General features: G+C 46.2%; 27 protein-coding genes. 22 read left to right on the top strand and 5 right to left on the bottom strand.

Annotation, left to right across the window (positions count from 1 at the left end; all coding sequences use genetic code 11):
- Positions 1-128: 128 nt before the first annotated feature.
- Complete coding sequence (locus G5B12_RS03175) at positions 129-1,082, top strand: hypothetical protein (protein WP_021977141.1); 954 nt, start codon at positions 129-131, stop codon at positions 1,080-1,082.
- Between the two features lie 61 nt (positions 1,083-1,143).
- Complete coding sequence (locus G5B12_RS03180) at positions 1,144-2,055, top strand: LysR family transcriptional regulator (RefSeq protein WP_118062322.1); 912 nt, start codon at positions 1,144-1,146, stop codon at positions 2,053-2,055.
- Positions 2,056-2,143: 88 nt separating this feature from the next.
- Here the strand turns inward: G5B12_RS03180 and G5B12_RS03185 are convergent, their stop codons facing one another.
- A complete protein-coding gene (locus G5B12_RS03185) occupies positions 2,144-2,662 on the bottom strand; it encodes a nitroreductase (RefSeq protein WP_021977143.1) in 519 nt (172 codons plus the stop codon).
- A gap of 247 nt (positions 2,663-2,909) precedes the next feature.
- Between G5B12_RS03185 and G5B12_RS03190 the strand changes: the two genes are divergently transcribed.
- Together G5B12_RS03190 and G5B12_RS03195 are read left to right on the top strand one after the other, a co-directional pair.
- The gene (locus tag G5B12_RS03190) at positions 2,910-3,182 is read left to right on the top strand and encodes an acylphosphatase (RefSeq protein WP_021977144.1); all 273 of its coding nucleotides are present in this window, start codon (positions 2,910-2,912) and stop codon (positions 3,180-3,182) included.
- A 4-nt stretch (positions 3,183-3,186) separates the two neighbouring features.
- Positions 3,187-3,882, top strand: coding sequence for a YjjG family noncanonical pyrimidine nucleotidase (locus tag G5B12_RS03195; RefSeq protein WP_118062323.1), 696 nt, complete (start codon positions 3,187-3,189; stop codon positions 3,880-3,882).
- Positions 3,883-3,893: 11 nt separating this feature from the next.
- On the opposite strand, the gene G5B12_RS03200 is transcribed toward G5B12_RS03195, so the two are convergent.
- The gene (locus G5B12_RS03200; protein WP_174087729.1) at positions 3,894-5,135 is read right to left on the bottom strand and encodes a CdaR family transcriptional regulator; all 1,242 of its coding nucleotides are present in this window, start codon (positions 5,133-5,135) and stop codon (positions 3,894-3,896) included.
- Between the two features lie 397 nt (positions 5,136-5,532).
- On the opposite strand from G5B12_RS03200, the gene G5B12_RS03205 reads away from it, so the two are divergent.
- On the top strand, positions 5,533-6,663 hold the full coding sequence (locus tag G5B12_RS03205; protein ID WP_021977147.1) for a glycerate kinase family protein: 1,131 nt from the start codon (positions 5,533-5,535) through the stop codon (positions 6,661-6,663).
- A 174-nt stretch (positions 6,664-6,837) separates the two neighbouring features.
- On the opposite strand, the gene G5B12_RS03210 is transcribed toward G5B12_RS03205, so the two are convergent.
- Positions 6,838-8,631, bottom strand: coding sequence for a flavin reductase (locus G5B12_RS03210; protein WP_021977148.1), 1,794 nt, complete (start codon positions 8,629-8,631; stop codon positions 6,838-6,840).
- Positions 8,632-8,847: 216 nt separating this feature from the next.
- Here G5B12_RS03210 and G5B12_RS03215 point away from each other — a divergent pair, with 216 nt between their 5' ends.
- From G5B12_RS03215 to G5B12_RS03230, 4 genes are all read left to right on the top strand, one after another.
- Entirely contained in the window at positions 8,848-9,483 is a 636-nt protein-coding gene (locus tag G5B12_RS03215) for a Crp/Fnr family transcriptional regulator (RefSeq protein WP_021977149.1), read from the top strand.
- A gap of 95 nt (positions 9,484-9,578) precedes the next feature.
- Positions 9,579-10,070, top strand: coding sequence for a GNAT family N-acetyltransferase (locus G5B12_RS03220; RefSeq protein ID WP_021977150.1), 492 nt, complete (start codon positions 9,579-9,581; stop codon positions 10,068-10,070).
- Positions 10,071-10,092: 22 nt separating this feature from the next.
- Complete coding sequence (locus G5B12_RS03225; protein WP_021977151.1) at positions 10,093-10,659, top strand: class I SAM-dependent methyltransferase; 567 nt, start codon at positions 10,093-10,095, stop codon at positions 10,657-10,659.
- A gap of 56 nt (positions 10,660-10,715) precedes the next feature.
- Entirely contained in the window at positions 10,716-10,988 is a 273-nt protein-coding gene (locus G5B12_RS03230) for a DUF1294 domain-containing protein (RefSeq protein WP_021977152.1), read from the top strand.
- Between the two features lie 30 nt (positions 10,989-11,018).
- On the opposite strand, the gene G5B12_RS03235 is transcribed toward G5B12_RS03230, so the two are convergent.
- The gene (locus tag G5B12_RS03235; RefSeq protein ID WP_174087730.1) at positions 11,019-11,732 is read right to left on the bottom strand and encodes a YczE/YyaS/YitT family protein; all 714 of its coding nucleotides are present in this window, start codon (positions 11,730-11,732) and stop codon (positions 11,019-11,021) included.
- Positions 11,733-12,109: 377 nt separating this feature from the next.
- Between G5B12_RS03235 and G5B12_RS03240 the strand changes: the two genes are divergently transcribed.
- The 10 genes from G5B12_RS03240 (at position 12,110) to G5B12_RS03285 (ending at position 21,930) form a co-directional block, all read left to right on the top strand.
- Positions 12,110-13,075: a beta-ketoacyl-ACP synthase III gene (locus G5B12_RS03240; RefSeq protein WP_119248005.1), complete on the top strand. Its 966-nt coding sequence runs from the start codon at positions 12,110-12,112 to the stop codon at positions 13,073-13,075.
- Between the two features lie 101 nt (positions 13,076-13,176).
- Entirely contained in the window at positions 13,177-14,121 is a 945-nt protein-coding gene (gene fabK / locus G5B12_RS03245; RefSeq protein WP_119248006.1) for an enoyl-[acyl-carrier-protein] reductase FabK, read from the top strand.
- 4 nt (positions 14,122-14,125) lie between these two features.
- Positions 14,126-15,046: an ACP S-malonyltransferase gene (gene fabD / locus G5B12_RS03250; RefSeq protein WP_174087731.1), complete on the top strand. Its 921-nt coding sequence runs from the start codon at positions 14,126-14,128 to the stop codon at positions 15,044-15,046.
- A gap of 16 nt (positions 15,047-15,062) precedes the next feature.
- Positions 15,063-15,803: a 3-oxoacyl-[acyl-carrier-protein] reductase gene (gene fabG / locus G5B12_RS03255; RefSeq protein ID WP_021977157.1), complete on the top strand. Its 741-nt coding sequence runs from the start codon at positions 15,063-15,065 to the stop codon at positions 15,801-15,803.
- Positions 15,804-15,835: 32 nt separating this feature from the next.
- A complete protein-coding gene (fabF, locus tag G5B12_RS03260; RefSeq protein WP_021977158.1) occupies positions 15,836-17,077 on the top strand; it encodes a beta-ketoacyl-ACP synthase II in 1,242 nt (413 codons plus the stop codon).
- Between the two features lie 4 nt (positions 17,078-17,081).
- Entirely contained in the window at positions 17,082-17,684 is a 603-nt protein-coding gene (accB, locus tag G5B12_RS03265) for an acetyl-CoA carboxylase biotin carboxyl carrier protein (protein WP_174087732.1), read from the top strand.
- A gap of 108 nt (positions 17,685-17,792) precedes the next feature.
- Positions 17,793-18,221, top strand: a complete 429-nt coding sequence (gene fabZ, locus G5B12_RS03270; RefSeq protein ID WP_021977160.1) for a 3-hydroxyacyl-ACP dehydratase FabZ — start codon at positions 17,793-17,795, stop codon at positions 18,219-18,221.
- Positions 18,222-18,230: 9 nt separating this feature from the next.
- Complete coding sequence (accC, locus tag G5B12_RS03275; protein WP_021977161.1) at positions 18,231-19,595, top strand: acetyl-CoA carboxylase biotin carboxylase subunit; 1,365 nt, start codon at positions 18,231-18,233, stop codon at positions 19,593-19,595.
- Positions 19,585-21,354, top strand: coding sequence for an acetyl-CoA carboxylase carboxyltransferase subunit alpha (locus tag G5B12_RS03280; RefSeq protein WP_118062328.1), 1,770 nt, complete (start codon positions 19,585-19,587; stop codon positions 21,352-21,354). The genes accC and G5B12_RS03280 overlap by 11 nt, the downstream gene beginning before the upstream one ends.
- A 135-nt stretch (positions 21,355-21,489) precedes the next feature.
- A complete protein-coding gene (locus G5B12_RS03285) occupies positions 21,490-21,930 on the top strand; it encodes a MarR family winged helix-turn-helix transcriptional regulator (protein ID WP_118062392.1) in 441 nt (146 codons plus the stop codon).
- A 141-nt stretch (positions 21,931-22,071) separates the two neighbouring features.
- Here G5B12_RS03285 and G5B12_RS03290 read toward each other — a convergent pair whose 3' ends face one another.
- Complete coding sequence (locus tag G5B12_RS03290) at positions 22,072-22,350, bottom strand: type II toxin-antitoxin system HicB family antitoxin (protein WP_021977164.1); 279 nt, start codon at positions 22,348-22,350, stop codon at positions 22,072-22,074.
- A 321-nt stretch (positions 22,351-22,671) separates the two neighbouring features.
- Here G5B12_RS03290 and G5B12_RS03295 point away from each other — a divergent pair, with 321 nt between their 5' ends.
- From G5B12_RS03295 to G5B12_RS03305, 3 genes are all read left to right on the top strand, one after another.
- Positions 22,672-23,115 carry an HD domain-containing protein gene (locus G5B12_RS03295; RefSeq protein ID WP_021977165.1) on the top strand — a complete coding sequence of 148 codons (444 nt, stop codon included), beginning with the start codon at positions 22,672-22,674 and terminating at the stop codon, positions 23,113-23,115.
- Positions 23,116-23,242: 127 nt separating this feature from the next.
- A complete protein-coding gene (locus G5B12_RS03300) occupies positions 23,243-24,049 on the top strand; it encodes a DNA-3-methyladenine glycosylase family protein (RefSeq protein WP_118062329.1) in 807 nt (268 codons plus the stop codon).
- A 324-nt stretch (positions 24,050-24,373) separates the two neighbouring features.
- The gene (locus G5B12_RS03305) at positions 24,374-25,321 is read left to right on the top strand and encodes an alpha/beta hydrolase (RefSeq protein WP_118062393.1); all 948 of its coding nucleotides are present in this window, start codon (positions 24,374-24,376) and stop codon (positions 25,319-25,321) included.
- The last annotated feature ends 22 nt before the right edge of the window (positions 25,322-25,343 follow it).

Genomic DNA, 25,343 nt, shown 5'->3' on the forward strand with positions numbered 1-25,343 from the left:
ATTCTTACAGATGTCAGCACAAAATATGATATAATATTGCCATAAATTCCGGCGGTGGTCCATAAAATAAAAAGCAGACAGAACCGCAGAACAAAGAACGACACAAAAAAGAAAAGGAGGCGTAAAATATGAAAAAAAGAACTCTTCTGTCCAGGAGAAAGGCAGTGAAATGCCTGACTATTCTGGCTGTTATGTTTGCAGCAGCTATTCCGGCAACAGCCCGGGAGGCGAAGGCAGCAGCAGGAACTACCTTTAAAGTTAAAGTCTCTGACGGCTATCTGGCTCTCAGGAGTGAGAAGGCTTTTGACAAAAGTAATGAAATTGGTCAGTTGAACACTGGAGATCTGGTGGAAGTTACAGACCGGAAGGACCCAACCTACTGGTATGCATATGTTCCAAGATTGGATAGATCCGGATATCTGGACAAAAATTATATCCAGGTAGCAGAGAGTACCGCTGCATCCAATGATTCCTGGACTGTGAAAGTAAAGAGTGGCTATCTGGCACTTCGAAACACTGCTGCATATAATGACAGTAACGAGATTGGGCGTCTGAATACCGGAGATATGGTGCTTGTAAAGGACAGCAGTGATTCAACCTACTGGTATGTATATGTGCCGAAGCTTGATAAATCCGGTTACGTAGATAATCGGTATATTTATAACAGCGGACTGTGGACCGTAAAAATAGAAAAAGGTTATCTGGCACTCAGAAATCAGGCTGCCTATAATGACAGTAATGAAATTGGCCAGTTAAATACCGGGGATACCGTACAGGTAAAAGATACAGCCGATGAACATTACTGGTATGTATATGTACCGAAGCTTGATAAAACTGGTTATGTTGATAAGGAATATCTTCTTGGAGGAGCCGGAACGGCGATCCAGTCTATGACTGTTAAAGTAGACAAAGGCTATCTGGCACTTCGAAGTGAAAAAGCTTATGATAAAAATAATGAGATTGGCCAGTTAAATACCGGAGATACGGTTGAGCTCATTGAAAAAGAAGACAGTACCTACTGGTATGTGTTTGTTCCGAAACTTGGAAAAGAAGGATATGTAGATAAAAATTATCTTAAATAAATGTTTTACACCAGGCGGATCAGAAATGTCCGCCTGATATAAAGTACAGGGAGGCAAACAGATGACTCTGGCACAGCTCAGATATACCATAGCAATTGCAAAAGCCGGATCTATGAACGAGGCAGCCAAAAGCCTTTATATTTCCCAGCCAAGTCTTTCCACGGCGATCCGGGAACTGGAGGCAGAAACCGGGGTTGAGATCTTCAGAAGAACAAACCGTGGAATTGCCGTGACACCGGCGGGTGAAGAATTCCTGGGGTATGCAAGGCAGGTAGTAGAACAGTACGAACTGATGGAAGCCAAATATATCTCCAAAGAACAGTCCCGAAAAAAATTCAGTGTTTCCATGCAGCATTATACTTTCGCGGTCAATGCCTTTGTGGAGCTGGTAAAACAGTTTGGCATGGATGAGTACGAATTTGCAGTCCATGAGACCAAGACACATCAGGTGATCGAGGATGTGCGGAACTTTAAAAGTGAGATCGGGATCCTCTATGTGAATGATTTTAACCGCAAAGTACTTACAAAAATGTTTCACGAGTATGGATTGGAGTTTCACGAACTTCTCAACTGCAGGATCTACGTTTATATGTGGAAAGGCCATCCCCTGGCGAAACGCGAGAAGATCACACTGGAAGAATTGAAGGAATACCCCTGTCTGTCTTTTGAACAGGGAGGAAATAACTCCTTTTATTTTGCGGAGGAGGTTTTGAGCACATATGAGTATAAACGGCTGATCAAGGCCGATGACAGGGCCACGATGCTGAACCTGATGGTAGGTCTGGGCGGATATACCTTGTGTTCCGGTATTATCTGTGAAGATCTGAACGGTTCCGATTACTGTGCGGTTAAGCTGGATTCCGATGAGATCATGACCATCGGGTATATCGCAAGAAAAGGTGTTAACATTAGTGCTCTTGGGAAAAAATATCTCGAGGAGATTTCCAGATATAAAGATAAGGCGCTGAAATAAGAGAAAATAAAATCTGACAGATTTCTGCATAATACACGGCGATGTGTAAAATGCAGATCTGTCAGATTTTTTGTACATATTCAGACGATCAAACGCGGATCACAAAGCCCTCTTTACGAGGTTTTGCAGCCGGATACTCGCAGTCGCGGTATCCCAGAACACAGTGGCCGACACCGATATATTCATCCGGAACTCCCCATTGTTTCTTCAGTTCTTTTCCCTCTTCGGAATCAAAAACTTCTTTTGCACGGTGGATCCAGCAGGAATCTACGTCAAGAGCATGTGCGGCATTCATGAGATTTCCCATCACAAGGCTTCCGTTTTCCACGCAGGTGCCCATTTTGCTGTCGGAGAAGACGATGATCACAGTTGGGGCACCGTAGAACGGATCTGAGGTACTGCCCATAACAGCTGCGTTCATTTTGGAAAGTTTTGCAACCAGTTCCGGATTCTGTGTTACTACCATAAGGGTACTCTGCTGTCCCATGCCACTTGGTGAATATTCTCCGGCTTCCAGGATCATATCCAGAGTTTCCTGTGGAACAAGGTCTTTTTTGTAGGCGCGGATACTTCTGCGCTCCAGCATGTTTTTGATGCTTTCGTTCATAATGATTACCTCCTGATGCTAAATTCTGTTGAAAATATTTCCTGCAAAAGAAAGCAGTTTTCTTTTTATCCTGATAGAAATTATTATAACGCAAATGTTTATGGTTTCCAATAGATAGAAGGATATAACTTTACAACTTATAAAGAATTATTATATAATCGGGATAAGATATTCCTGCGGTGGGCAGGAGAATTTTGGGTGGAGATACAGAGACGGAATAGTTGAGACAGAAGATACGAGGTGCCAGATGGAGAAGATACGAAAACATTTTTATTTTTCAGGAAGAGTACAGGGAGTGGGATTTCGTTACCGCTCTTATTATATTGCACAGTCCATGGGGCTGACCGGCTGGGTAAAAAATCTCTGGGATGATCGTGTGGAGATGGAAGTGCAGGGAACCAGAGAGGAGATCCGGGAGATGGTAGAGCGCCTTTCTCAGCAGAGTTTTGTGGAGATCGAGGGTATTGAATCGAAAGAGATCCCCCTTGAGGATGAGTTTGGATTTCATGTGAAAGGATAGTGAAATGATCAGAGCTGTTTTTATGGATATTGATAATACGTTGCTGGATTTTGATGCGGCGGCACAGGAAGGCATGGCCCATTGTTTTGAAGATGCAGGCCTCATCTATAAGCCGGAGATGTTTTCGGTTTTTAAAGAGGAGAATGACCGGATCTGGAAAAAGATCGAACAGGGGATCCTGACCATGGATGATCTTCCCTATGTGCGCTGGCAGGCGATTCTTAAGAAGCTTGGGCTTGAGGCAGATGGCGTAGCTATGGAGATGCTGTTCCGGAAATGTCTGTTTTACAGCGCGGTTCCTGTGGAAGGGGCAAAGGAGATCCTTGATCATTTACAGGGAAAGTATATCCTGTGCACGGCCAGCAACGGCCCTTATGAGCAGCAGATCTGCAGGCTGAAAAAAGCCGATATGCTGAAAGATTTCGATCATTGTTTTGTATCTGAGAAGATCGGTGTGGACAAGCCGGATGTACGTTTTTTTGAACGATGTCTGGAACAGCTTCCGGGAATCAGGGCAGAGGAATGTATGATCATAGGGGATTCCCTGACTGCTGATATCGCAGGCGGACAGGCAGCAGGGATGGAGACCTGCTGGTTTTGCCGGGAGAAGATGGAAGAGTCGGAACTGGAAAATGTGAGAAGAACGCATAAAGCAGATCATGTGATAAAGCGGCTGGAGGAACTGAAAGACCTTCTGTAAAAATGGGCCTTTTATTCCAGCTCCAGCGCCAGATACAACAGAACAGCGTCCCGGAATTTCCGGGGATTGAGACCACATTTTTTATAAATGTGGTTTAATTTATATTGAAGAGTATTTTTGTGGAGAAAAAGTTTCTCTGCGGTATCAGCCAGAGACATTTCCAGGGAAAAATAAGTTCGCATAAGTTCCTTTTCATCCAGAGACAGCTGATGAATGGTTTTTCCGGAAAATTCTTCACGGTCATCCGGAGACACAGAAGAGAGAACGATTTCCAGAGTGAGATCATCGAAAACGGCATAATTTTCTGCACAGACATGGTCAGTAAGAGGCCGGTGAAAGTTAAGGTTTCGCAGGGCAGTTTCCGCAGTAGTCAGGGAAAGACCAAGCTGATACAGTGGTACGGACCGGCCAACAGCAACGGCCAGAGTGCCAGCATGCTTTTTCGCAAAATCACGAAGTGTTCCGGAAAGAGCAGAAAAACCGGAACTGTCTGTAACAGCGAGATAATCTCCGGGATAGCGGAAGGTGTACAGCATGATCCCGATGGTCTTGAAAAAATTCTGGATCTGATGTTCTGAAAGAACAGACCCAATGCCGGAATCTGAGTCATGAGTTTCTGCCTGGAGAGAAGATTCCCGTGAGAGATTTGGATTTTCGGTATCTGTCCGGGAAGCAGGAGTTTCCTGGGATTCCAAAATTCTGTGGTCAATCTTTACGGAGAGATTTTGACTGGAAGCAGCCGGATACGTATGGAGCAATATCAGTCGCTTGGGTGTATCCGGATCGATCTGAAATTCCCTCAGACATTTCAGAAGATATTCCGGATTCTGGGTGTCTCCGTGGAGCAGGGAACTGATGACAAACTGTTTTTTGTCCGCCTGATGCCGGCTGTACTGGCCAAGTTCCTGTTCACGGATCAGAAGGCTGGTGATACGCTGTGCCAGAAAGGCGTACTTGCGTACTTTTTCCGGGGAACCGGTGATCCCGATCACAGCCAGAAGACGGTCTTCATGATAAAGAGGCATGTTGATCCCCTGTCGGGTTCCTGTAAAATTGTCAGATTCAGCCACTTCGATGGTAGTACCGGTTACAGCTGCCTTCCGTCCAATCTCATGAAAAGCTCCGATCCGGGCAGCGTTGGTGCTGGCAATAATGGTGCCGGACGGATTGATGAAGTTGATATCATAACTGCAGACGTCCTTGATCGTGTTGACGATCTGCTGGGCGAGCGTGTGGCTGATGTGTGTGATCATGGAATCCTCCTGGAAAAGTTAACCAAATCAAGTAAGTCCCCTGCGGGGTTGCGAAAAGCAATAAGCAGTGGGTGGGGACTTGCTTGTATCAGGAGGAGTACAAGCTCCTCCTGATAAACTGCGGAGCAGTTATTTGGTGTAGAGCTACGTAGCGAAGCGGATTGCGAATATCCTTTTGACTGTGCTTTCTTTGGGTCAGTATATCATATATGGTTTATAGCTTCAATTTGAATATGTTATTTATAACAATAAAATATAAAAATTATTTAAAAATATAGTATATATAATATATACATACAGGCTTAATTTTATTATGATTAAAAACAAAAGCAGGTTCACCCGAACTGTAAACGAGGATATTTGATTTATATAAAAATTTTCACAGGAGGAAAATACAATGAAGGTAGTAACAGCAATCGATTCTTTTAAAGGCAGCATGACATCCATGGAGGCAGGGTTTGCAGCAGCAGAAGGCATCCATCGTGTAGACGCAGAGGCTGAGGTTCTTGTAAGACCTCTGGCAGATGGCGGAGAGGGAACAGTAGAAGCTCTTGTTGCGGGAATGAATGGAAAAACAGAGCATGTAAAAGTTACAGGTCCTCTTGGAGAGCCGGTGATCTGTGAGTACGGCATTATTGAAAGTACAAAGACCGCAGTGATCGAGATGGCCGGTGCAGCAGGAATCACACAGGTTCCGGACGAAAAAAGAAATCCTCTTTATACTACAACCTACGGCGTCGGTGAGGTGATCAAAGATGCCATCGAAAAAGGCTGCCGCAGATTTATCGTGGGTATCGGCGGAAGTGCCACCAATGACGGTGGTGTGGGAATGCTTCAGGCACTTGGCTATGCATTTCTGGACAAAGATGGAAAACAGGTTCTTCCAGGCGCAAGAGGATTGAAAGATATCACAGAGATCACAGATGCCTATGTAATTCCGGAGCTTGCAGAATGTAAATTCCGTGTTGCCTGCGATGTAACCAATCCTCTTTGCGGAGAGCTTGGATGCAGTGCCATCTACGGACCGCAAAAAGGAGCCACACCTGAGATGATCCAGGATATGGATCAGTGGCTGGGCGCTTATGCAGAGCTTGCAAAAGAGCGTTTTCCAAAAGCAGATCCAAAGTATCCGGGAACAGGAGCAGCCGGTGGAATGGGATTTGCGTTTCTTACATTTACCGATGCAGTTCTGGAATCCGGAATCAACATCGTACTGGATGAGACAAAACTTGAGGACTACATCAAAGACGCGGATCTTGTGATCACAGGTGAGGGACGCATGGATGGACAGACAGCCATGGGAAAAGCTCCGGTAGGTGTTGCAAAACTTGCAAAGAAATATGGCAAAAAAGTGATCGCTTTTGCAGGCGCCGTACAGCGTGACGCAAGAGCCTGCAACGATGCGGGAATCGATGCATTTTTCCCGATCCTCCGTGGAGTGGTAACTCTGGAGGAGGCCATGAAAAGTGAGAACGCAAAACGGAATCTGGCAGATACCGCAGAGCAGGTTATCAGACTGATGAAATAAGAGAAAGCCGATCTGCAAAGCACAAAAATACGTCAGATAAAAGATGCTGAAAAGATATCAGATGATAACGCAAAAAAAGACAGGCCATGAATGTCTGTCTTTTTTTGATGGTTTATAATTTGTAAAAACAAGGGAGTTGTAACCGGATAAGATCAGTTGATCGGGATTTTTATCTTATCCTTCGATAGGTTCAAAATCCACAGCGCCATGTTTGCACAGTGGGCAGATGATATCTTCCGGAAGTTCATCGCCTTCATAGATATATCCGCAGACTTTGCATACCCAGCCTTTTTTTCCTTCAGTCTGTGGCTGTGGTTTTACATGTTTCTGATAGTAGGTGTAAGTCATGGTCTCCTGATCGTTCATGACACGGGCCTCTGTGACGCTGCAGATGAACATTCCGTGAGTACCAAGATCTACGTAATTTTCCACTTTCAGAGACATGAAAGCATTGATATATTTGTCCAGGAATACCAGTCCATTGTCAGAGTGGTTCACTTTTTGACCTGCAAATTTATCGGTGCTTCTGCCGGACTGGAATCCGAACTGTTCAAAAACAGAGAACGGAGCTTCTATAGACAGACAGTTTACGTTCATGATACCGGTCTGCTGGATCACGTGGTGAGAGTAGTTGGCCTTGTTGATGTTGACAGCTACGCGGTATGGATTGTCAGTAAGCTGTGTAACGGTGTTGACGATCAGGCCGTTGTCCTTTTTGCCATCGTTGGAAGTTACCACATAGAGGCCGTAACCGATGCGGAACAGAGCGGTCATATCACTCTTGTTGGCAAGATCATCGCTTTTTGCAATGTATTCCTGGCAGAGTTCATCAGCCATGGATTCCATCTGTTTGCGGTTTTCTTCGTTTACTGCGGACATGATCTTAACGGTGGTATTCAGCCAGTTGATCTTTTTGCACTTGGAAAGCATCTCTTTCATGACTTTTGCTGCCAGCGGTGCCCAGGTTCCGTTTTCGATCAGACCTACGGTACGGTTCTGGAAGTTGTGCTCTACCAGACGGGTGATAAAGTCGTTCATAAACGGATAGATGCTTGCGTTGTATGTGGTGGTTGCCAGAACCAGTTTGGAGTAGCGGAAAGCGTCGCTCAGTGCCTGAGACATGTCATCTCTTGCAAGGTCATAGACAACAACGTTTGGACATCCTTTGCTGCGGAATTTGTCAGCCAGCTGCTGAACCGCCGCTTTGGTGTGACCGTATACGGAAGTGTAGGCGATCACGATTCCGTCATCCTCTGGTGTGTAGGAAGACCAGGTATCATAAAGACTGATATAATGTCCCAGATCTTCAGTAAGAACCGGTCCGTGAAGCGGGCAGATGGTCTGGATATCCAGAGTTGCGGCTACTTTCAGAAGGTTCTGCACCTGTACGCCATATTTTCCAACGATACCGATAAAGTATCTTCTTGCCTCATCGTCCCATGGTTCTTCCACATCCAGGGCACCGAATTTTCCGAAACCGTCTGCGGAGAAAAGAACCTTTTCTGTGCTGTCATAAGTAACCATAACTTCCGGCCAGTGAACCATCGGCGCAAATACAAAAGTCAGGTTGTGCTTTCCAAGAGAAAGAGTTCCACCATTATCTACGATAACCTGCTGGCCTTCCAGATCCAGGTCAAAGAAATTCTGCATCATGGCGAAGGCTTTTTTGTTGGAGACAACGGTGGTGTCCGGATAAACTTTCATGAAGTTGGCGATGTTGGCTGCGTGGTCCGGTTCCATATGCTGTACGATCAGATAATCCGGTTTCCGGTCACCCAGAACCTGCTGAATATTATCCAGCCATTCGTGGGTAAAATTGGCATCTACGGTATCCATAACTGCAACTTTTTCATCCAGGATCACATAGGAGTTATAGGACATGCCGTTTGGCACTTTGTACTGGCCTTCAAAAAGGTCAACCTGATGATCATTAACGCCTACATATTTGATAGTATCTGTGATTTTCATGAGCAATTCCTCTTTTCTTTCTATGGTGGATTTATTTATGTGACTGTGTTTTGTTTGTTCCTTAACTTTGATAAAAATATAACAGATTTTACTGACAAAAACTGTTGCAAATACAACAAAACAGGGGAAATTTTCCAGACTTTACATTTTTTCTGTGCTGGTATAAAATCAGAAACATGTACGGTTCATCTGGCTGGTGAGGAGGGGAGGAAAAACATGGAGCACATTACTTTATTTACGGATATTTTGCCCGAAGAACAGGAAAGAATGCGTGTCTGTTTCAAAGTCCGGGAGGCTGTTTTTCAGAATGGAGAAACCATTATGGAATATTCCAGTTCTATGAAAAAGATCGGGCTGATCCAGGAGGGACGGGCGGTGCTTTACTGCTGTGATGAAGATGGAAATGAGTATGTCATCGATGAACTGAATAAGGACAGTGTATTTGGTGAACCGTTTTTGCTTCCGTCGGATTCCCAGCATTATTATGTGTGCGCTGCCACGGAGACGAGGGTGATGTTCATTGATTATGAGCATGTGATCAAACGCTGTGAAAATGCCTGTCATCATCACAGCCAGATGGTCAGCAATCTTCTGCAGATGACGGCCCTTCACTCCAGACAGCAGACGGACCGGATCTATATGCTTTCCAGATCTTCCACCAGGAAGAAGCTGATGGCTTATCTGCATTCCCTGGCTGCGGAGAAAAATACCGGGAAGTTTAAACTGCCCATGTCCTATACCGCACTGGCCCAGTATTTAAGTGTGGACCGAAGCGCCATGATGCGTGAGATCAAAAACCTGTCTGATGAGGGTGTGATCAAAAGAGACGGCCGGAATGTGGAATTACGATAAACGGGCGGATTGACTGAGAATGTATGCTTTACAGAGATAAAACCGGGCCATGGTTTTTGGAAGAGTCCCGGAGCCTGACCGGAGAGGAGATAATTATGAATATTACAGTAAGAAAATACGAGGAAAAAGATCTTCCGGATCTGATCCGGATCTGGAATGAAGTGGTGGAAGATGGCGTGGCTTTTCCACAGGAAGAATATCTGAATGAGGAAACCGGAAAGGCATTCTTTGCGGAGCAGACCTATACAGCGGCTGCAGTGGATGAGGAGAGCGGAAAAGTTTACGGCCTTTACATCCTTCATCCGAATAATATCGGAAGATGTGGACATATCTGCAATGCCAGCTATGCGGTAAGCAGAGATTCCAGAGGACTTCATATCGGAGAAAAACTGGTATCCGACTGTCTGATCCAGGGAAAAGAGCACGGTTTTGGTGTTCTCCAGTTTAATGCAGTTGTGGCATGTAATGTCCATGCAAGACATCTTTATGAGAGACTTGGATTTACACAGCTTGGGGTGATCCCGAAGGGCTTCCGTATGAAGGACGGACATTATGAGGATATCTGCCCGTATTATCATGAACTGTAAAAAATCTTGAAAGGATTTTTGTATGAAAAATCTTCAGATCACCGCATACACGCAACATTTTATCCGGCAGCAGGTCATGCCGGGAGACATTTGTATTGATGCAACGATGGGAAATGGTAACGACACTGTATTGTTGAGCAGACTTGCGGGAGAAAATGGACGTGTTCTGGCATTTGACATTCAAAAACAGGCATTGGAACACACAGAAGAACGCCTGAAAAAGGATGACTGTCCGGAGAATTATCAGTTGTTCCTGGATTCCCATGAGAACATGGCAGCCTATGCAGAAGCAGAAACCGTATCCTGTATCACCTTTAATCTGGGATATCTTCCAGGGGGAGACCATTCTGTGGCAACCAGAGCGGACAGCAGCAAAAGAGCAGTGGAAAGCGGCCTTACGCTTCTGAAAAAAGGCGGCCTTATGACGATTTGTATTTACAGCGGTGGGGATACCGGATTTCAGGAACGGGATGCGATGCTTTCATTTATCCGTCAGCTGGATCCTCATAAGTATCTGGTGATCCAGTCGGAATATGTAAACCGGCCAAATAATCCGCCCATACCGGTGCTGATCATTAAACTGCAGTGAATACAAGAATCTGCTACTGTCCGAAATATAGGACACAGAGCTCGGAGGGAGATATCATGAACGATTACATATATTATTATCTGCTTGCAGTGAATATCCTGGCTTTTGTACTTTTCGGAGCCGACAAGCAGAAAGCCCGGCGTAATGCCTGGCGGATTCCGGAGAAAACCCTGATCCTGAGTGCTGTCATCGGTGGCAGCGTTGGAGCTATCCTGGGCATGCGTTTTTTTCACCACAAAACCCGCAAAGCCAAATTTGCGATTGGTGTACCGGTAATACTGTTGGTGCAGATCGGTGCAATGTGCCTGGTGCAGTGGGCGATGAAGTAAAATAAAACAGCTGCCGTATGGCAGTGGAGATCAATACTCCACGCCTGCGGCAGCTGTCATTTTGTTCATAAAAAGGCGATTGAAGACCGCGATAACACGGCCTACGCCAAGTACAGCGATCACAGTTCCAAGGCCGATGCCGATCAGCTTATGAGCGAAGAGCAGGCCAATGGAAGTGGTAAGGCAGATATTAAAGAGGTCGAAACAGTTCTTGGTGAACCCAACAGATTTCCCGATACAGTCGGAAATGGCCTGTACGATCCCGTCTCCCGGGTTGGGGATGATACGCATGTTCAGAGACATGGCGGCACCAATCCCGGTAAGGATGATTCCGGCGGCAAGGACCAGAAGTCTGGATGGCATATTGTCAGAGGGTGTCGGAAGCAGTGCGGAAAACAGATTCATAAAACGTGTAAACACAAGGCTTAAAGGCAGCTGAAGAAGGTCCATTACAAGCACCAGCTTCAGATCCCGGTGTGATGCCGGAGCAATGGCACCGCCTGCTTCCCCGGAATATCTGTGGTTTCGGAAGATATGTAAAACAATCTCAACTACAACAAATGCGGAATATAAAAGGAAGGTAATATTACCAAAATTAAATCCTCCAATGGTGGTGATGCTGTAGGCCACAGAAATGATCGGGGAGACACCCAGGCCCGATTTGGTGTTCAGGATGATCCCCAGCGCCAGGATCAGAAGACCGGCAACGTAGAAGACGATCCGAAGGAACAAGTTCTTTTTCATTTCTTATCACACTCTCTTTCAGCAAAATATAAGATATCAGATGCAAAGAGGTTAAAAGTTGTTCATGTCTGCACGATAAGAGCAGGCTTTTACTTCTGATTTTGCATTATAACAATCATAGCACAAAATTCCATTCATACCAAACCATAGTCCCATCTGACAGGATATCCACGATTTTTATAAGAAATTTCCTTCTTGACAAATACTTTTATGATGATATAATTTGATAATCAAAATATTTTAAGATAAAAGATAAATCAGAGAACAGCAGTATAGATTAATCCAGCCAGGAGGCCATTGCAGAAAAGCATAAAAGCAATGTTCACCGGATGAGATCTTTTACAGGCTGATGTAAGACAGATATCATGGAGAAAAAGATGACAGGTAAAATATGTGGAACAGGTTCCTGGGTCCCGGATAAGGTGTGGGATAACAACGATCTTGCCAGAATGGTGGAAACCAGCGATGCGTGGATCCGTGAGAGAACCGGCGTGGTACAGAGACATATTGCAAAAGAAAACGAGGATACCGTGACAATGGCAGCCCGGGCAGCGCAGAAGGCGCTGGAAGATGCAGGTATGAAGGCGGAAGAAATCGACCTGATTATTGTAGCAACGATCTCTCCTACAGAGATCATGCCCTGTGTGGCATGTGGTGTACAGGAGCAGATCGGAGCGGAAAATGCTACCTGCTTTGATCTGAATGGAGCCTGTACGGGATCTCTTCTGGCACTGAACACAGCGCAGGCATACCTGGCCCAGGGAATTTACCGGAGTGCCCTTGTGATCGGTGCAGAAAAACTGTCCGGTTTAACGGACTGGACGGACCGTGGTACCTGCATCCTTTTCGGGGACGGCGCAGGAGCAGTTGTGCTGAAAGCAGAAGAGGGTGGCAAATATGCACAGGTAACCCATTCCATTGGAAAAAAAGGCGGGGCACTTACCTTGCAGAGCAGAAATCAGATCTGTTACGAAAATAATCCCAAAGCAAAGGAAACCTACATACAGATGAATGGAAAAGAAGTGTTTACCTTTGCGGTATCCAAAGTACCGGAAGCGGTGAAGGAGCTTCTTTCCAGAGAGCAGGTTCCCTGTGGGGATATCCGCTATTATCTTCTCCACCAGGCAAACGAGCGGATCATCCGTTCTGCGGCAAGGCGGCTGGGCGAAGACATTTCCAGGTTTCCCATGAACATGGACAGATATGGAAATACGTCTTCCGCAAGCCTTCTGATCCTTCTGGATGAGGTGAAGAGAAGCGGAGAACTGCAGAGAGGTGATAAACTGGTCCTTGCAGGATTCGGCGGCGGACTGACGTATGGAGCGAGTTTGATTGAGTATTAAATGAGAAAATCAAAGTCCCGATTAACGGACTGTTAAAACTATGAGTAAGTAGAAAAGTGGATTGCAAATATCCGCCTGACTCAATTTCCCGGAGGTAAAAAATGAAAACAAGAGTTACAGAATTACTTGGTATCGAATATCCAATCATTCAGGGTGGTATGGCCTGGGTGGCAGACCATCACATTGCGGCAGCAGTATCCGAAGCAGGAGGCCTGGGACTGATCGCGGCAGCAAACGCACCGGCAGAATGGGTACGTGAGCAGATCCGCGAAGCAAAAAAACTGACAGATAAGCCTTTCGGTGTAAACATCATGCTGATGAGTCCAAACGCCGATGAGGTTGCGAAGATCGTAGTGGAAGAAGGCATCAAAGTGATAACAACCGGTGCCGGAAGCCCGGAGAAATACATGGAAGCATGGAAAGCTGCAGGAGTAAAAGTGATCCCGGTCGTTGCATCCGTAGCTCTTGCAAAAAGAATGGAGCGCTGCGGCGCAGATGCGGTGGTAGCTGAGGGAACCGAGTCCGGTGGACATATCGGTGAGACAACTACCATGGCGCTGGTACCACAGGTTGTGGATGCGGTAAAGATCCCGGTGATCGCGGCAGGTGGAATCGCAGATGGCCGTGGGATTGCGGCGGCTTTTATGCTGGGTGCAGAGGCTGTACAGATGGGAACCCGTTTTGTTGCCACACAGGAATGTAATGTACATGAAAACTATAAGCAGTTTGTCCTGAAGGCAAAAGATATCGACACAAGAGTAACCGGACGTACCACAGGTCATCCGGTCCGTACCTTAAGAAATCCCATGACAAAGGAATATCTGGAAAAAGAAGCAGCAGGAGCATCTTTTGAAGAGCTGGAGCTTCTCACACTGGGAGGTCTTCGAAAGGCGGTTGTCGACGGTGATGTAAAAACCGGAAGCGTGATGTCCGGACAGATCGCAGGTATGGTAAAAGACATTCCCACCTGTAAAGATCTGATGGCAAGACTGATGGCGGAGACAAAAGAAACAGTCAGAAAAAACAGTTTTCTTGCGGAGGAATAAACAGATGGGAAAAACAGCATTCATCTTTCCAGGACAGGGCGCACAGAAAGCCGGGATGGGAAAAGATTTTTATGAGAAATATGATACTGCAAAAAAGGTTTTTGATTCTGCCAGTAAGTGGCTGGATCTGGACATGAAAGCACTCTGTTTTGAAGAAAATGACAAGCTTGATCTGACGGAGTATACACAGGCAGCGCTGGTCACCACCTGCCTCGCCATGGAAAAGGTCGTAGAGGAGATGGGACTTCATCCGGATGTAACTGCAGGCTTAAGCCTTGGTGAGTATTGTGCCATCGAAGCAGCAGGCGGCATGGAGCTTTGTGATGCCATTACAACCGTAAGAAAAAGAGGAATCCTGATGGAACAGGCAGTTCCGGCAGGAAAAGGAAGCATGGCGGCAGTTATGGGAATGGAAACAGAGAAGATCGAGGAAGTGATCGCAGACATTTCAGATGTCAGCATTGCCAATTATAACTGTCCTGGTCAGATCGTGATCACAGGACTAGCAGAGGCAGTTTCAGAAGCTTCTGAAAAACTGAAATCAGCTGGCGCAAGAAGAGTGATCCCGTTAAATGTCAGCGGTCCCTTCCACTCCGCAATGCTTATTACAGCAGGAAAAGAGTTGGGGAAGGTTCTGGAGGGTATCACACTCCACCAGCTTAAAATTCCATATGTAACAAACGTAACCGCAGAGTATGTGGAAGATCCATCCGAAACAAAGGCACTTCTGGAAAAACAGATCTCATCTTCCGTGCGCTGGCAGCAGAGTGTGGAAAACATGATCCGCCAAGGAGTGGATACCTTCGTGGAGATCGGACCTGGAAGAACACTGGCCGGGTTTATGAGAAAGATCGACAGAAATGTAAAGGTATATAACATCCAGACTGTAGAAGACGCAGAAAAAGTCTGCCAGGAACTTAAGTGATCAGAAAGGAATTCATATGTCAGAGAAAAAAATCGCAGTGGTAACAGGCGGTGCACGTGGAATCGGAAAAGCCATCGCCCTGGAACTTGCAAAAGCAGGAAATTTTGTAGTGATCAATTATAACGGCTCAGAAGAAAAAGCCCGGGAAACAAAAGCAGAGATCGAGGCAGCTGGCGGCCAGGCAGATATCCTGCAGTGTAATGTGGCAGATTTTGATGCATGCGAAGCTTTTTTCAAAGCCATTGCAGAAAAATACGGACGTGTTGACATTCTGGTAAACAATGCCGGAGTTACGAAGGACGGACTTCTCATGAAGATGAGCGAGGAAGATTTTTCCAGAGTTGTTGACACCAACCTGAAAGGAACCTTTAACTGCATCCGCCATGTGTCCAGAATGATGCTGAGACAGAGAAGCGGCAGGATCATCAGTCTTTCATCGGTGGTAGGCCTTCGTGGAAATGCGGGACAGGCCAATTATGCAGCATCCAAAGCGGGAATCATCGGCCTTACAAAATCCGCCGCAAAAGAGCTGGCATCCAGAGGAATCACGGTCAACGCCATTGCACCGGGATTTATCAAAACCGATATGACAGACGTGCTTTCCGACAAAGTGAAAGAAAATATTTCGGCATCCATTCCCATGGGAAGCATGGGAACTGCAGAAGATGTGGCAAAAGCAGCCGCTTTTCTGGCATCGGACGGCGCACGTTATATTACAGGACAGGTACTTCGTGTAGACGGCGGAATGGCAATGTAAAAAAGGCTCCCCGGAGTCAGGAGGATAGATTGATGAAAAGACGAGTAGTAGTAACAGGACTTGGAGCAGTAACACCGATCGGAAACGATGTGGAAAGCTTCTGGAACGGAGTGAAAGAAGGAAAAGTGGGGATCGGACCGATCACCCGTTTTGATACAACCGGATATAAGGCAACACTGGCAGCGGAGCTGAAAGGCTTCGTAGCAAAAGACCGCATGGATCCCAGAACCGCAAGAAGAATGGAGCCCTTTTCCCAGTATGCGGTGGCAGCCGCACTGGAAGCTGTGGAAAATGCAGGTCTTAAGATGGAAGAGGAAGATCCGTACATGGTAGGCGTGATCATCGGTTCCGGTGTGGGAAGCCTTCAGGCTACGGAGCTGAATGAGAAGAAGCTTGTGGAAAAAGGTCCTTCAAGGGTTGATCCCCTTCTTGTTCCCAAGATGATCACAAACATGGCAGCAGGAAATGTTTCCATTGCCACCGGTGCAAAAGGAAAGTGTACAAACGTGGTAACTGCATGTGCAACAGGAACTCACTGTATCGGAGACGCTTTCCGTGCCATCCAGTACGGCGATGCAGATGTAATGCTTGCAGGCGGTACAGAAGGTGCTATCTGCCCCATCGGAATTGCAGGATTTGCAAGCCTTACCGCACTGAGCACAAGCGAGGATCCGCTGCGTGCTTCCATTCCTTTTGACAAAGACAGAGGTGGTTTTGTCATGGGTGAAGGCGCAGGTGTGGTTGTTCTGGAAGAACTGGAACATGCGAAAAAGAGAAATGCCAATATCCTGGCAGAGGTTGTGGGATATGGTGCAACTGCAGATGCTTTTCATATCACATCTCCGGCCGAGGACGGAAGCGGCGCCGCACGTGCCATGGAAAACGCCATGAAAGAAGCAGGTGTTGCACCGGAGCAGGTAGATTATATCAATGCACACGGAACCGGAACCCACCACAACGATCTGTTTGAGACAAGAGCCATCAAGCTTGCGTTCAAAGATGCGGCAAAAGATGTAAAGATCAACTCCACAAAATCCATGGTAGGACATCTTCTTGGCGCAGCAGGTGCTGTTGAGTTTATCGTGTGTGTAAAATCCATTCTGGACGGATTTATCCATCAGACTGTGGGAACTACGGAAACAGAGGAGGAGCTGGATCTCAACTATATGATCGGCGCTCCGGCAGAACAGGAAGTACGCTATGCAATGAGCAATTCCCTTGGCTTTGGAGGCCATAACGGAACCTTGCTTGTAAAGAAGTATGAGGAGGAGTGAAATCATGGAATTTAACCAGATCCTTGAGCTCATCGATCACGTATCCGCATCAGAACTTACTGCTTTTACTTACGAGACAGCAGATCTGACCTTAAGCATGGAACACGGAAAACCACAGATCATCCAGGGAGTTATGGGGGAAACTGTGGAAAACATTCCGGCGGCAGGAATGGCCGGTGGAAAAGTCCGCAGGGCAGTGCATACAGTGCCGATGGCAGGTGCAGGTTCCGTGGCGGCGACAGTATCAGATTCGGCAGATGAAATGGCAGCGGCAGACAAAAATGTAGCAGAAACACAGGGCGTGCAGAATACAGTACCTGTGCAAAATATAGAGCAGCCGGAAAACGTATCACAGAAATCAGATGACCAGACCGGCAGCCTGGTAACTTCTCCGCTGGTCGGAACTTTCTACGCAGCACCATCCCAGGATCTTCCGCCATACGTCCAGGTAGGAGATAAAGTAAAAAAAGGCCAGGTTCTTGCAATCGTGGAAGCAATGAAACTGATGAATGAGATCGAAAGTGATTTTGACGGCGAGATCGCGGAAATCTATGTGGAAAACGGACAGCCGGTAGAGTATGGACAGAAACTTTTCCGTATCCGATAAAATATCTTCAGGTCAGAATTAAAGAATAAGAAAGAGAATGTTTCGGAGAAAAAGAATACAGATTATGTAATCGGTCGTTTTCTCCGTGATTTTTCAGGAGGATAGAGAATGAAACATCTTGACGTAAAACAGATCGAAGAGATCATCCCGCACAGACATCCGTTTCTGCTTGTGGACTATATCGAAGATTATGAACCAGGTGAATTTGCTGTTGGATATAAATGCGTGACTTTCCGCGAGGACTTTTTCCGGGGACATTTTCCGAAGGAGCCGGTAATGCCGGGCGTCCTTATGGTAGAGGCTCTGGCACAGGTTGGTGCGGTAGCTATTCTTTCCCTGGAGGATATGAAGGGAAAAACTGCTTATTTTGGCGGCATCAACAAGTGTAAATTCCGCAGAAAGGTAGTTCCCGGAGATAAACTCCGTCTTGAGACAAAGATCATCCGCAGAAAGGGCCCCGTGGGAATCGGTTCCGCAGTGGCATCTGTAGATGGAGAGGTTGCCGTAGAGGCAGAACTTACATTTATGATCGGGTAAGGTGATTGTATGATTCGAAAGTTACTGATCGCCAACAGAGGCGAGATTGCGGTGCGTATTATCCGTGCCTGCAGGGAAATGGGAATTGCCACAGTGGCAGTTTATTCCGAGGCAGATGAGGAAAGCCTTCACACACAGCTGGCAGACGAAGCAATCTGTATCGGTCCGGGACCTTCCGCACAGAGCTATCTGAATATGGAGCAGATCATCAGTGCCACCATGGTTTCCGGTGCGGATGCCATCCATCCGGGATTTGGTTTCCTTTCGGAAAATGCCAGATTTGCGGAGCTTTGTGAAAAATGCGGAATTACATTTGTGGGACCGCCATCGAAGGTCATCCGCATGCTTGGAAACAAAAAGATCGCAAGAAGCACCATGATCGCAGCAGGTGTTCCGGTAGTTCCAGGCAGTGAAGGGGATGTGGAGGATATTGAAACCGGCCTTAAGGAAGCAGAGCGGATCGGCTACCCGGTGATCATCAAGGCAGCTCTTGGCGGCGGTGGAAAAGGTATGCGTGTGGCAAATACCCCGGAGGAATTTCCAGAGGCCTACGCAACTGCCAGAAAAGAGTCTGAGATCGCTTTTGGCGACGGTACCATGTATATTGAACATTTTGTGGTAAATCCCAGACATATTGAATTTCAGATCCTTGCGGACAACCAGGGAAATGTCATTCATCTGGGAGAACGTGACTGCTCCATTCAGAGAAATCATCAGAAGATGATAGAGGAATCTCCAAGCGCCGCAGTTTCGCCGGAATTAAGAGAAAAAATGGGTCATGCGGCAGTGACGGCAGCAAAAGCGGCCGGCTATGTCAATGCGGGAACCATTGAATTTCTGCTGGAGCCGGATGGAAAATTCTGGTTTATGGAAATGAACACAAGAATTCAGGTAGAACATCCGGTGACAGAATGGGTAACCGGAATCGATCTTGTGAAAGAGCAGCTGAAGATCGCTTCGGGGATGCCTCTTGAAATATCACAGGATGATGTCCATATTATGGGACATGCCATCGAGTGCAGGATCAACGCCGAGAATCCTCAGAAAAACTTCCGGCCTTCACCGGGAACTATCCAGGGGGCACATTTTCCGGGAGGAAACGGGATCCGTGTGGATACCTGCGTTTATAACGGCTGTAAGATCCCACCGTATTATGATTCCATGCTTGCCAAGCTGATCGTTCATGCAGACAGCCGTGAGGCAGCCATTGCAAAAATGCAGAGTGCCCTTGGTGAGGTGATCATTGACGGAATCGATACAAACATTGACTATCAGTATGAAATCTTGAAAAATGAGGATTATCAGTCTGGAAATTTTGACACCGGTTTTCTGGCAAGTCATATCATTGCGGGAGTGAAGATCAATGAGAATTAAGCATATGTTCAAAAAAACAGTACGGGATATCCGGGGGGAGGAGTACGGGAACACTCCGGAGGTTCCGGATAACCTGATGCGAAAATGCAATGCCTGCAAGGCTGCTGTTTTTGCAGATGAGGTAAAACAGAATCATTACATCTGCCCACATTGTGGAAATTATTTTCATGTACCGGCTTACCGGCGGATCAAGATGGTCGTAGATCGAAAGAGTTTCACAGAGTGGGACGTACATATGGAAGAACAGAATCCGCTTCAGTACAAAGGATATGAGGAAAAAATCAGATCACTCCGTGAAAAGACAGGACTTGACGAGGCTGTGGTTACCGGTAAGTGTACGATAAAAGGGACACCGACAGCGCTTGGTGTCTGTGACTGCCGTTTCATGATGTCCAGTATGGGAGAGGTTGTTGGGGAAAAGATCACCCGGGTTTTTGAACGTGCCACAAAGGAGAGACTTCCGGTGATTCTCTATATCTGTTCCGGCGGTGCCAGAATGCAGGAGGGACTGGTATCTCTGATGCAGATGGCAAAAACCAGTATGGCCATTCGAAAACACAGTGATGCAGGGCTTCTCTATGTGCCGGTTCTTACAGACCCGACGACAGGTGGTGTGACTGCAAGCTTTGCCATGCTGGGAGATATTATCCTGGCAGAGCCAAAAGCACTGATCGGATTTGCCGGCCCCAGAGTCATTGAGCAGACCATCGGTCAGAAACTTCCCAAAGGATTCCAGAGAGCGGAATTTCTTCTGGAACACGGTTTTGTGGATAAGATCGTGGAACGTGAGGAGCAGAGAAGCGTGCTGGCGGATATCCTGAAGTTACATGAAAATAAAATACCAGATTATGGACAGTCCGATAATTCGGACATGGAAATGAAATATAAATCTGATAATGCGGAATCGACAGAAACTGCCGTGGGAGATAAACGGGAATCAGAGAATACAATCTGGCCGGAATTCATCCCATCAGGAAATTACACTCCCTGGGAACATGTCCAGCTTGCCAGAGCAAAAACACGTCCCACGGGAAAAGACTACATCGAGGCACTCTTTGACGATTTCATGGAATTTCACGGTGACCGCCACTGTGGTGATGATCCGGCAGTGATCGGCGGTGTGGCATTTTTTCACGGAAAGCCGGTGACGGTTCTTGCACAGGAAAAAGGTGAGGGCACCAGGGAAAATATTGCCCGGAATTTTGGAATGGTTTCTCCGGAAGGCTACTGGAAATCTCTGCGTCTGATGCAGCAGGCAGAGAAATTTCACCGACCGGTGATCTGCCTTGTGGATACGCCAGGTGCATTCTGCGGACTGGAAGCAGAAGAACGAGGACAGGGTGAAGCTATTGCGAAAAATCTCTATACGCTGGCGGGACTTACCGTTCCTGTACTTTCCATTGTGATCGGTGAGGGAGGAAGCGGCGGTGCGCTCGCTTTTGCTGTAGCGGATGAGGTATGGATGCTGGAGCATTCCGTCTATTCCATCTTGTCTCCGGAGGGCTTTGCCTCTATTCTCTGGAAAGACAGCAAAAAGGCAAAGGAGGCTGCCGCAGTGATGAAACTTACTGCTGCGGATCTTTATCAGATGGGAATGATCGAGCATGTGATCCCGGAAGCTGAGCCTGTAAGCCGTGAGAACATAAACGATGCTGCGGCTTATCTGGAAAACGGAATAGAAGATTTCCTTGGAAAATATGGCAAGACAGAGCCAGAGAAGCTTCTGGAACACCGCTACGAACGTTTTCGGAAAATGTAGAAATTTTAAGCGCAGTGATTTTGTATCCGCAAAGCAAAAATCCAGTGGAAAAAATCCTATATTTATGTTACGATGGCTTCATAAACAGAGAACCGGAGAAGCTTTTTGGCTCCGGAGAAACAGGAGCGGGGTAGAGTGGACAATCGGGAAGTTATAAATGACGTGCTGGTGAATCTGTTCAACGAGATCCTCCGGCTGGAGGAAGAAGCCATCATCACAGATAAATATAAAGATATTTCCAACAATGATATGCACATTATCGAGGCAGTAGGCCTTGGCGGAGGAAATATGTCTTCCATCGCAGCCAAGCTGAAGATCACGGTAGGCTCCCTCACAACATCCATGAACAGCCTTGTAAAAAAGGGCTATGTGAAGAGAGAACGAAGTGAAAAGGACCGGAGAGTGGTATTTATCCAGCTTACCAACAAGGGACGTATGGCATATCACCATCATGCGGAATTTCACAGACAGATGACAGAAGCTGTGCTTGCGGAGCTTAATGAGGATGAGACAGAAGTACTGGTAAAAGCACTGGATGGACTGCGTAAATTTTTCAGGCAGTATCATGAACAATAAAGAAATGCACAATAAAAGCATCTGAATCGGTAACGAAAGAATGTTTCCGATTCAGATGCTTTTTAGCTGTGAACAGATATTTTCTGTATTGCCATATATGGAAAATGATGGCAAACAGTGGTTTTATTCCAGGTGAGAGCTTTATTCGTCCCATCCATCCTGGAAACGGATATTTACAGAAATATTGCGGACAACGTCACCCTCCTGAAGATCCAGATCGCTTTCCTCGGAAACCGGAGGAAGCTTGCCCTCAAATTCCATAAGCTCTGTGTAGATCCAGTCATATGCGGCAGCATTGGCATTTTCGATGGCGTCGTCCAGCGTGTCACCACTGGCTTCGCAGCAGGCAAGATCCGGGAAAAAAGCGTTGTATTTTTTGTCCTCTGTGGGACGGAAAACTGCAGGATATATAAATTTCATTGGTAAGATTCCTTTCTGTATTATCACCAGATCAGTGGTGATTTGCTCATTTAGAAGTAGTATATACCAATTTCAGAATGAGGGCAAGCGAGTTCATGATCGAATGAAAGATCCAGGTAAGAACAGCAGTATTTCCGGGAATGTTATAATCAGAAAATTGTCGTATATAAGGAAAAATGATAGATATATAAGACTTTTTATCCTTGTAGGAAGGAAAATCAGATGCTATACTGTGTTATACAGGGTACAGGATTGCTGTAGGCGTAAAAGGTATACAGTGATCTGAATGGCGGTTCAGAGAACCCAACGGGAGGCGCGGTTATGATTTATACAGCTTTGACGAAAAAAGCTATGAAGGTGGCATACGAGGCACATCATGGACAGACAGATCGAAGCGGGACACCTTATATTTTTCATCCATTTCATGTAGCAGAGCAGATGGATGATGAACTCAGTGTATGTACGGCACTTCTTCACGATGTGGTGGAAGATACAGAGATCACATTTGAAGATCTTACCGGAGAATTTCCGGAAGAAGTTGTGGAGGCCTTACGTTATCTTACAAGAGATAAGAGTATGAATTATTTCGACTATATCCGGAATATCCGGAAGAATCCGATCGCAAAAAAAGTGAAGCAGGCTGATCTGCTCCACAATTCTGATGTAACACGTCTTTCTGACTGCGAAAATATATCTGTGGAACAGATCTCACGTCTGCATGGAAGATATAAACGGGCATTGGAAATCCTTCATGATGCCAGGTGAATTTATTTTCGCACAGGTCATTTTATTTTCCTCTTCTGCTTTTCTTTACTTTATAAATGTCTTATAATAAACCATCGAAAATGATACGTGATAAAAATACAGAAAAATACTTACGAGAGGAACCAACATGATCACAGTAGAGCTGGAACATTTCAGCCTTGATAAAATATGCGATTCCGGGCAGTGCTTCCGGATGAAGAAACTTGGAGATGGACACTTTTCCATGGTGGCGGGAGATCAGTATCTGGAAATGCGCCAGAAGGGGGGAGTGGTAGATTTTTACTGCTCTCAGGAAGAATTTATCTGTTACTGGGTGCTGTATTTTGACCTGGATACGGATTATGAAACTTACATGAATGCAGCCAATCCACGGGATAAATATCTGGGTGCCGCCATAAAGGCAGGAGACGGGATCCGGATCTTAAGACAGGATCTCTGGGAAATGATCGTCACGTTTCTGATTTCCCAGCAGAATAATATCAAACGCATCCGCAAATGTATCGAAACTATCTGTCGGAAATATGGAGAGCGAAAAGTTTCATCAACAGGTGTGGAATATTATGCGTTTCCAACTGTGGAGGCGCTGAGTCAGGCAACGGAAGAGAACTTAAGAGACTGCGGCCTTGGATATCGGGCAAAATATATCGCAGTGACAGCCAGGACTATCGCATCCGGCGAAATCTCCCTGGAAAAAATCTATGATATGCGTTACCATCAGGCAAAGAAAGAATTGATGAAACTCTGTGGCGTTGGAGAAAAGGTAGCAGAGTGTATCTGCCTGTTTGCATTGCATCATATGGATGCTTTTCCCATAGATACCCATATCCGCCAGGTCATGGATGTGCATTATAAAAGAGGATTTCCAAACCGCAGATATAAGGGAATGCGTGGAATTATGCAGCAGTATATTTTTTACTACGACTTGTACTCGTAAGCTGCGGATGCTATCATAGTTCACAACAAAGAAAAAATTCATGGAGGTGAGGACGCGATCAGAAAGCATTTACTGAGATTAAGACGACCACAGATAAAGAAAAAAGAAAACAGTTATTACATCCCGGGCTATAAAGGAACAGAAGTAGTTATCCGTACCGATCATGAAATCCTGAAGAGGATTTCCTATGAACGAACCTGCGTGAAACGCATCCATATCCTCAGGAAGTATGAAACTGAGACGAAATATATTTATACAAGCAAAGGAAAAAGAAGAAGCCGACGTATCGTGATTCCGGGGATCCCTGTGAAAGACGGAAGTTCTATGCCACGTGCAGTACGGACAGTTCTGCAGGCTCTTTCCTATGGAGGAATTGAGGTAGACGCTTCCAGAAAGCTGGCAGATATTAAAAAAATGGATCCTATGAGTATTTTTTACAAAACACTGGATGCGGAAGTTTATAATGGGGACTATAAAGTGCCGATCCGTCTGTTTTTTCCAACAGAAGAGGCCATGGAGAATGGGGCTGCTTCCGGCAGAAAACCTCCGGTGATCCTGTTTTTCCACGGTGGTGGATGGGTTACAGAAAGCGTGGAGAATTATCAGCGTGTATGTGCCAGAATGGCGCAGTCCACCGGTCAGATCGTGGCATCTGTGGAGTACAGGCTGGCACCGGAATACCGTTTCCCGGTGGGGTTGATGGACTGCTATGCGGCAGCGAAGGCTTTTTATACCAACCGATTTCTTCTGAATACCGATCCGGATCGTATTACCATTATGGGAGACAGTGCCGGCGGAAATCTGGCTGCGGCTGTGTGCATGATGGCCAGAGACAGGGGAGAATTTTATCCGAAAAAACAGATCCTGATCTATCCGGCACTGAACAACTGTTATACAGAAGAATCGCCTTTTGAATCCGTAAAAACAAACGGGACCGGTTATCTTCTCACAGCAGAGAAGATGGAAGATTATCTGAAGCTTTATGAGAGCTGCCCGGAAGACAGAAAGAATCCGTATTTTGCGCCGATCTTGGAGAAAGATCTCCGAAATATGCCGGATACACTGATCCTTACCGCTGAGTTTGATCCTCTTCGGGATGAAGGAGAGGCATTTGGTGAACGCTTAAAAGCCGCAGGGAATCGAGTGGAAGTACACAGGATCGCGGGTGCGTTTCACGGGTACTTTGCACTGGGAATCAAATTTCTGCATGTGCAGGAGAGCTTTACGTATGTGAACCGTTTTCTGGAAACAGAAGAGCAGGAGCAGTTGTGAAAGGGCAAAATGTCTGCGGACA

This window comes from Blautia sp. MSK.20.85, assembly GCF_013317245.1.
Taxonomy (GTDB): domain Bacteria; phylum Bacillota; class Clostridia; order Lachnospirales; family Lachnospiraceae; genus Blautia_A.